Origin of the sequence: Pseudomonas sp. B1(2018) (genome assembly GCF_003097365.1) — a bacterium.
Taxonomy (GTDB): Bacteria; Pseudomonadota; Gammaproteobacteria; order Pseudomonadales; family Pseudomonadaceae; genus Aquipseudomonas; species Aquipseudomonas laurylsulfatiphila.
Genome location: NZ_PYUK01000021.1, coordinates 114,682 through 122,078, shown reverse-complemented (window position 1 = coordinate 122,078; position 7,397 = coordinate 114,682). Strand labels below are relative to the sequence as shown.

The window sequence follows — 7,397 nt, the reverse complement described above, 5'->3', positions numbered from 1 at the left end:
TATTGGCCAGCGGAAGGATATGGTTCGGCTTCCCGGCCTTGGCGAGCTCCTCGCTCTCACGCTTGTTGGACTGAACCGCATCCTCAATGAAAGGCGTCAGGTCGTGGTCCAGCCTGTAGCGAGCATTGGGAATGCCGGGGATGACCGCTTTTTCCGTCAAGGTTGGCGGAACAGCGTCACGACGTGGCAGACACGCTTGAAGAAACATGTCCAGAGTTGAGGCGCCAGGTCTGAGCGGGAATGGTTTCAAAGCGCGTCTCCAGCCCTTGCCGTCGTCAGCAAGCGCTCATCATCGCCGAGAGAGTCCCTACCCCTGGTGCTCGAGATGACCACACGCCAGCCCCGCCAGCGGCACTTCATTCGAACGCCGGGCTGCTCATTCTGCGCTCCTTTACCTGATAAAAAAACTCACTGGCCGCGCGCGCCAGGTTTTATGCGAAAGCCGTTGGACTCACCAGGTTAAGGGGCAGAGCGTAATATTCAACAAAGTCGGGTTGGAACGCCTGATGAAAGAACATGGTTTCAATAACCAGCAGAGAATGTATTAGAACTTCCAGCTCATGAGTGACAACCCACTACTAGAACAGGACGCGGTATTTATTGCTGGCGACATTCAGTGTTGCCATAACCCTGACAGAACGATCAGCGTAGAACTTCTGGATAATGCCGTCATATACACAGAGCACAACCCCTTCACCCGATACGTATGAACTACCGTTATCCACCAAATTCAAATTGTGCACGCCGTAACTACGAGTGATATCTGGCTTGAGCCTGTTGCAAATGGCCAGGTGATCAGGTTCGCCAGCATTGGCGATAAGGGGTGCAAGCAGGGTCAACAGGATGAGTGACTTTTTCACTTTGGCTCGCCTTGACGCACATTGAGTTTGAATCTGACAGGCTCGACATTCAGTAATACTGCAGACACAACAGGCACATGAATATACATTTCCACCCGGGTACCGGAGCAAGTGCAAGATACCCGTGATTAGCTACCTTAAAGTTCATGGCGGCGGATGGTAGTTTTGGCTTGACCACCTGTCAATATGCGATATCTGCTAGCTTTTTATGCAGCATCGGATTCCACCAAATGCAAAAACCGACTGTTTAACTATTGGAAAATCAATAATAAAACCGACAAGCCAACCAGGTTAATACTGAGTTTCCATCGTTAAGATCAGCGATATGCAAGGCACCCAGGTTATCTCGCGCTTGCATCCGGTCCGGTGGTGACGCTCAGCACCTGCCGCAGGTACTCACCGGACTTGCCCGAGTTCCTGGGCAAGTCCGATGAGAATGCCTTCGGGCCCCCGGATGTAGCACAGACGATACATCTCCTCGTACCGGACCACTTTGCCGACGAGCTCTGCGCCGTGTTTGTGGAGCCTGGCGAGTGTGTCGTCAATGTCTTCCACGGTGAACATGACTCGCAGGTAACCAAGCGCGTTCACCGGGGCGCGGCGGTGATCGGCGACCACGGGGGGTGCGAGGAATCGGGAAATTTCGAGCCGGCTGTGACCGTCCGGCGTGCGCATCATGGCAATCTCGACGCGCATGTCGCGCAATCCTGTGACGCCATCTGCCCAGTCGCCCTCGATGGGCGCGCGCCCCTCGAGCTCAAGGCCCAGTTCGGTGAAGAACTCAATGGCAGCGTCGATGTCTTCTACAACGATGCCGATGTTGTCCATGCGCTTGACGGTCATGCTGTCTCCCTGGCGCTTGAAGGGGCCCGTCGCCCGGCCTGAGGCATGCTCACGCCCTCAACCGGCGTGAGCATGCGTCGCTCACTCAGGTAAAGGCGAAGTCCGACTCGGTGATGGCGGCCTGTGGCACGCCGCTCAAGGTGATGGTTCCCACCCCCGGCTGGCCCGTGACGCTGATGACGGCCTCGCCGAACTGTTCTCCAACGGTAAGGTTAGCAAAGGTCAGACCACTGGCGCTCAGGTCGATCAGATCAATGCCGTCCTCGAAATCGGCGATGGTGTCCGTCCCCCAGAGGGCACCGAACTGGAACCTGTCCGCATCGAAGCCAGGTTCGAACTGGACGCTGCCGACCATGAAGTCATCCGCCGCGCTGCCCACCAGCCGGTCGTCCCCGGTGCCGCCAATCATGAAGGCGCCTGCGCTGCCCGATTGCAGTGTGTCGTTGCCTTCATTGCCCTCAAGGGTCGTCTGGAAGGCGAACGCGGCGCTGCTGCCGATCACCAGGTCGTTGCCGGCTCCGCCGAAGGCACTGCCGAAATCCTCGATGGTGAGCGTGTCGTTACCCTCGCCGCCAAACAGATTATCCAGGCCAGTGCCGCTGAGCAGCACGTCGTCACCCGTACCGCCATCGAGCAGGTCCTCTCCTGCCTGGCCGAACAACTGGTCGTTGCCACCGAGGCCGAAGATCTTGTCGTCGCCATCGGTGCCGACAATGATGTCGTTGCCATCGGTGCCCGCCGTGACGAACTCGGTATTGTTACCGAAGTCGCCCACCGTGAAGTTCTTGACGCCGAGGAAGTTCACCGTGAAGTCGGTGCTGTCGAGCCGGCCGTTGTCATCGTCGTCCGCTATCAGCCAGGTGTTGCCCTGGCGGACCGTGTAGAACAGGTCGGTGATGCCGTTGCCGCCGCCGACAAGTACTGCGCCAAGCTGTGGATTGAGCGTAACCTGGCCACGAAATACGAACTCATCGTTCAGCTCGAGCGTATCGCCGCCGGCCACACCTGCGCCCTGGAAGTCCTGGACCGTATCGAAGATCACGAAGGTCGAGCTCGGGTTGAACGAGCCAAGGAAGAACTCGAACTCGTCATTGCCGGCACCGCCGTTCAACTGGTCTGCCCCGGCGTCGCCTTCGAGCGCGTCGTCACCATTGCCGCCGAACAACTGGTCGTTGCCGGCATCACCGAACAGTTCGTCGTTGCCGTCCTCGCCGAAGATCTGGTCGTTACCCTCGCCGCCAAAGAAGTCGTCGTTACCGACACCACCGAACAACTGGTCGTTACCGGCATCGCCGTCGAGGGTATCGTTGCCGGCACCGCCATTGACGATATCAGTGCCGTTACCGCCGGAAAGCGTCGTGTCATTGCCGGCGCCACCATCAATGATGTCGTTGCCGTCGCCCCCGGTGATGAGGTCGCGGTCATCGCCACCGTTGAGGGTGTCATTGCCCAGCCCCCCGGTAAGCCGGTCGATTCCCGCGCCACCGTTGAGGATGTCGTTGCCGGCGCCGCCGTCGACGATGTCATTGCCGTTGCCGGCGTTCACCACGTCGTTGCCACCGAGCGCGAAGATTGTATCGGCGTCCGGGGTGCCGTTGATCACGTCATTGCCCTCGGTGCCACGTACAACGAAGGCCGTGGTGCCGAAATCGGCTCTTGTGAGGTTGTGCTGTCCCGTGAGTTGTACAGAGAAGTCACTGGCGTCGAGCACGCCATTGTCGTTGGAGTCCGCGAACAGCAGCGTGCTGGTGGCACCTACGGCATAGAACACCTCGGTAAAACCGTTGCCACCGAAACCGAGCGAAGCGCCCAGCGTCGGCACCGTGGGGCGAGCCCCCTCGAAAACCAGGCGGTTGCTCGCGGAGAGAAGCAGGTTGTCACCACCGGCAACGCCGGCCCCCTGGAAGTCGGTCACTGTGTCGCGGGCCAGGGAAGAGGATTCCACGCCACTGCCGACAAACCAGTTGAAAGCGTCATTATCCGCGCCCCCGGTCAGGGTATCGGCACCGACACTGCCCGTAAGACTGTCGAGTCCGGCGCCACCGCGAAGGAGATCATCGCCGTCACCACCGACGAGTTCATCGTTGCCATCCCCCCCTTCTATCGAGTCGTTGCCTCCTTCACCCAGGATAAAGTCGTCGCCACCCAGGCCGAAGATCTGATCAGCCTCCGGGTTGCCAAATATGAAGTCGCCTTGTTCAGTCCCATTGATAACAGCCATGGTACTACCCTCCATTAAAGGAAATGGTAAGCGTTAACTGCGTTACAGCGGGTTGAGGAAATTAGACAAACCCAAGGGGTCACAAGTGCGCCATTGGGCCTCGCCGTTTATCGCCAATGCAGACGGGTGTTCCGCAGTCTTCGCCCACCTTCCAATGCCGCTACATGGCTGGCTCGGGGGGTTGCGGGGCAGGAGGGTTTGAAAATCTGTTATCTCCGGCGAGCGGAGGAAACATTTTGAAATATAAAGGATTTCCCCGGCGTGAACTTTGACAATAGTTCTAGCGCACACCTTTTTTACTCGACAGGCCCCCAAAGAAAAGCCTTGCGAACGAACACCGCCATTACGCAGTGGTCACAACATCTGATGGCATCGCAAATGACAGGTGATTAGGAGCCTGCTTCATACAAAAGCGACGCTTGAATTCACACATTTCAGGGTGCGCCGGATAACCTCAGCGGATTCAGTTCCTGCCAAATGCAGGCGCCTGCCGCTGCTCTCATCCAATGCTCCCTCAGCGGAGTATGCAAATGACTCAATCAATGCGGTTCTTCCTCTCGTTCTTCCTCGCCACTGCAACATTGGCATCGACCGGTTTCCTGAACACTGCAGGAGCGGCCACCGCCGAGGATCTGAATGCCGATGCCAAACAAGCCTTGCAATTGCTTTACAAGGCCCATCCTTTTGCCGAAAAAATCTCGCACGAAGCCAAAGCGGTGCTGGTTTTCCCGAAAATCATCAAGGCGGGCCTTGTGTTCGGTGGCAGCTACGGCGAAGGCGTCCTGATGAAAGGCGCCACAGTCGACAATTACTACAACTCCGTCAGCGGTTCATGGGGGCTGCAGGCCGGCGCCCAGTCGTACGGCTATGCGGTTTTCCTGATGACCGATAAAGCCGTGAAATACATAGCCGAAACCAAGGGCTGGGAAATCGGTGTGGGACCAACGGTTGTCGTGGTTGATGAAGGGGTTGCGAAGAACCTGTCCAGCTCGACGCTGAAGGACGACGCCTACGCGTTCATCTTCGACCAGCAAGGGTTGATGGCGGGGGTCAGTATCGAGGGAACGAAGATTTCCCTGATCAAGCGCTAGACTCAGGCGTTTGACTGGCCATCGGGAGCGTGATGGCGGCCTATGCCAATACTGGTGGGTTTTCCCATACAGGCTAGGCTGTCCTCACTCCTGGCGCACAGACGTAGCTGATGATGAGGGCTATCTGGACGAGCAAGCTGGAGGTTGCTGCCTCGACCATTCATTGATCCAGGTCTAAACATTGAATGATCGAATCCTGATAATGATTGATCAGTTTTTAGGTAGGCCTTAAATGACTTCACAGCTCTTCCAGGTTCACGGCCTCGTGAGTTTCACCCTTGCCATCCTCCTGCTTTTCCTCGGCAAAACCCTCGTCCAGCACAACGCCTTTCTCCGTCAATACTGCATCCCCGAATCGGTTGTCGGCGGTTTCGTCTGTGCGGCGGTGACGTCCCTGCTCTACTTCGGCCTGAATATCCAGGTCGAATTCGACCTGCAGGTTCGCGACACCCTGCTGCTCTATTTCTTCGCCGGCATTGGCTTGAAATCGGACATGCGTCAACTGCTCAAGGGTGGGCGCCCGTTGCTGATCCTGCTGGTACTCGCCGCCGTGTTCATTCTCCTGCAGAACTCGCTGGGCATGGGTGTGGCCCAGGCGTTCGGGCTGGATCCCAAGGCGGGCCTGATGGTGGGCTCCATTTCCCTCACGGGCGGCGTGGGCACCACCCTGGCCTGGGCACCGCTTTTCGTCGAGAAACTGGGCATCAGTAACGCCCATGAACTGGGCATCGCCAGCAACACCGTCGGCCTGATTGCCGCTTGTGTCATCGGCGGCCCTATCGCCAACCGACTGATACGTCGTTATCGACTGACGCCGTCCAGGGATGCGGAACTGGAAGTCGGCATACTCGAACAACAACCGAGCAAGGCGCTGGACTACTACGACGTGCTCTGGGCGTGGATGTGGCTCAACCTGACCCTGATGCTCGGCTATGGGCTCAACCTGCTGCTGGTCGATGCCGGCGTCACCCTGCCCAAATTTGTCAGCTGCCTGTTCGCGGGCATCGTCATTCACCACCTTGTGCTGGCCTTTGTGGGTGATAAACGCCTGAAAAGCTGGAGCGGCGCCAGCCTGGGTCTGTCGCTGATCTCCGATATCTGCCTGGGCATGTTTTTGACCATGGCCCTGATGGGGCTCCAGCTATGGCAGCTCAGCGGTGCGCTGTTGTTCATTCTGTGTGCGTTGACCCTGCAAATTCTGCTGACGGTCGCCTATACGTATTTTGTGGTCTTCCGCTTCATGGGGCGCGATTACGAAGCCAGCGTGATCGCTTCCGGATTCGGCGGGATCGCCCTCGGCTCCACGGCGACGGCGATCGTCAACATGTCGACCGTGACACAGAAGTACGGCGCGGCGCACCAGGCCTTCCTGATCGTGCCACTGGTGTGTGGTTTTTTCATTGACCTGGTCAATGCCGTGATCATCAGCCTGTTCAGTGGGCTTTAACGACCGCCCCTCGGTTCTCGAACGGCCAGGCACACAGGGAGCTGGGTCAGTGCTCTGTGTGCTTCTGCCCTGACCCTGGACGACCGCGAGGGTGTTAATGACTACGAAAGTGCTCGTGGGGACTGGGCAATACCCTGTCGTGCATCGCACTCAACCCTGCCGGGAATTCCAGCACTTCCATAACCCGGCTGTGACAGGACATCAGTTGCAGGTCCGCCTATAGAGAGGCGGTGAACCGGTGGCGCGGGACAAATCCGCGCTGCCGGCCTGCATGGAACTGCACTTCACTCAATATCCATGGGTATCGCAAAAGTTCTTTTGTTGTTCTGCATCGCCACGAATGTCTTGAACTGCTTGATATTCCCAAAAAAGAAAAGTTCACGAGTGAGCTGCTCATACTCAGTCATATCCTTGACGTTCAACACCAACAAAAAATCAAAGTCGCCCGTCACGTAATAAACCTGTTGCACTTGCGGGCAACTAACGAAGCGCTTTTTTATCTCATCCAGCAAGTCAAGTCGCTCATTCTCGAGCTTGACTTCGACAATAACGGTAATGGGGCGCCCTACAGCAGCTGGGTCCACGATACTGACGTTGTATTTTATTACACCTGCAGATTCCAATGCTGCGATTCTTCTATTGACCGCAGAGGGAGACAGGTTCACGCCTTCTGCCAATTCGCGCTGGGAAATCCGATTGTTCTCTTGAAGGAAGCTGAGGATTTTTCGGTCATAGGCATCAAGTTGCATCTTGAGTCTCCTTCGCTTGGGCGAACCCATTACAGCAGAAAAGCGCACTGAACGCTCATTCGTTGCGTAAAGCCCCTGCAATCTCGCACCGTCTCCCCCAACCTGCGCAACAAAATACTGAAAACGCAACGATGATGCATTTGACCACTCGATTTTCGAGCAATCGTGCGCATCCGGCGCATTAGC

The 7,397-nt window shown here is 57.1% G+C and carries 6 protein-coding genes and 1 pseudogene; 2 read left to right on the top strand and 5 right to left on the bottom strand.

Annotation, left to right across the window (positions count from 1 at the left end):
• From C9422_RS32420 to C9422_RS26660, 4 genes and pseudogenes are all read right to left on the bottom strand, one after another.
• Positions 1 to 250, bottom strand: a pseudogene (locus C9422_RS32420) (patatin family protein); the annotation flags it as partial.
• A gap of 328 nt (positions 251 to 578) precedes the next feature.
• A complete protein-coding gene (locus C9422_RS26670; RefSeq protein ID WP_116582752.1) occupies positions 579 to 860 on the bottom strand; it encodes a hypothetical protein in 282 nt (93 codons plus the stop codon).
• A 396-nt stretch (positions 861 to 1,256) separates the two neighbouring features.
• The gene (locus C9422_RS26665) at positions 1,257 to 1,703 is read right to left on the bottom strand and encodes a VOC family protein (protein ID WP_116582751.1); all 447 of its coding nucleotides are present in this window, start codon (positions 1,701 to 1,703) and stop codon (positions 1,257 to 1,259) included.
• A gap of 85 nt (positions 1,704 to 1,788) precedes the next feature.
• Positions 1,789 to 3,924, bottom strand: coding sequence for a calcium-binding protein (locus C9422_RS26660; RefSeq protein ID WP_116582750.1), 2,136 nt, complete (start codon positions 3,922 to 3,924; stop codon positions 1,789 to 1,791).
• Positions 3,925 to 4,454: 530 nt separating this feature from the next.
• On the opposite strand from C9422_RS26660, the gene C9422_RS26655 reads away from it, so the two are divergent.
• On the top strand, positions 4,455 to 5,015 hold the full coding sequence (locus tag C9422_RS26655) for a YSC84-related protein (RefSeq protein WP_116582749.1): 561 nt from the start codon (positions 4,455 to 4,457) through the stop codon (positions 5,013 to 5,015).
• Positions 5,016 to 5,247: 232 nt separating this feature from the next.
• The gene (gene gltS / locus C9422_RS26650) at positions 5,248 to 6,462 is read left to right on the top strand and encodes a sodium/glutamate symporter (protein WP_116582748.1); all 1,215 of its coding nucleotides are present in this window, start codon (positions 5,248 to 5,250) and stop codon (positions 6,460 to 6,462) included.
• A 284-nt stretch (positions 6,463 to 6,746) separates the two neighbouring features.
• On the opposite strand, the gene C9422_RS26645 is transcribed toward gltS, so the two are convergent.
• Positions 6,747 to 7,211 (bottom strand): Lrp/AsnC family transcriptional regulator, encoded by a 465-nt coding sequence (locus tag C9422_RS26645; RefSeq protein WP_007979515.1) that lies wholly within the window; start codon positions 7,209 to 7,211, stop codon positions 6,747 to 6,749.
• Positions 7,212 to 7,397: the final 186 nt, after the last annotated feature.

What these genes read in the sequence shown, in the direction of transcription:
- C9422_RS26655 (WP_116582749.1), top strand. Translation starts at nt 4,455, where the DNA reads ATGACTCAATCAATGCGGTTCTTCCTCTCGTTCTTCCTCGCCACTGCA.
- C9422_RS26660 (WP_116582750.1), bottom strand. Translation starts at nt 3,924, where the DNA reads ATGGCTGTTATCAATGGGACTGAACAAGGCGACTTCATATTTGGCAAC.
- C9422_RS26665 (WP_116582751.1), bottom strand. Translation starts at nt 1,703, where the DNA reads ATGACCGTCAAGCGCATGGACAACATCGGCATCGTTGTAGAAGACATC.
- C9422_RS26645 (WP_007979515.1), bottom strand. Translation starts at nt 7,211, where the DNA reads ATGCAACTTGATGCCTATGACCGAAAAATCCTCAGCTTCCTTCAAGAG.
- gltS (WP_116582748.1), top strand. Translation starts at nt 5,248, where the DNA reads ATGACTTCACAGCTCTTCCAGGTTCACGGCCTCGTGAGTTTCACCCTT.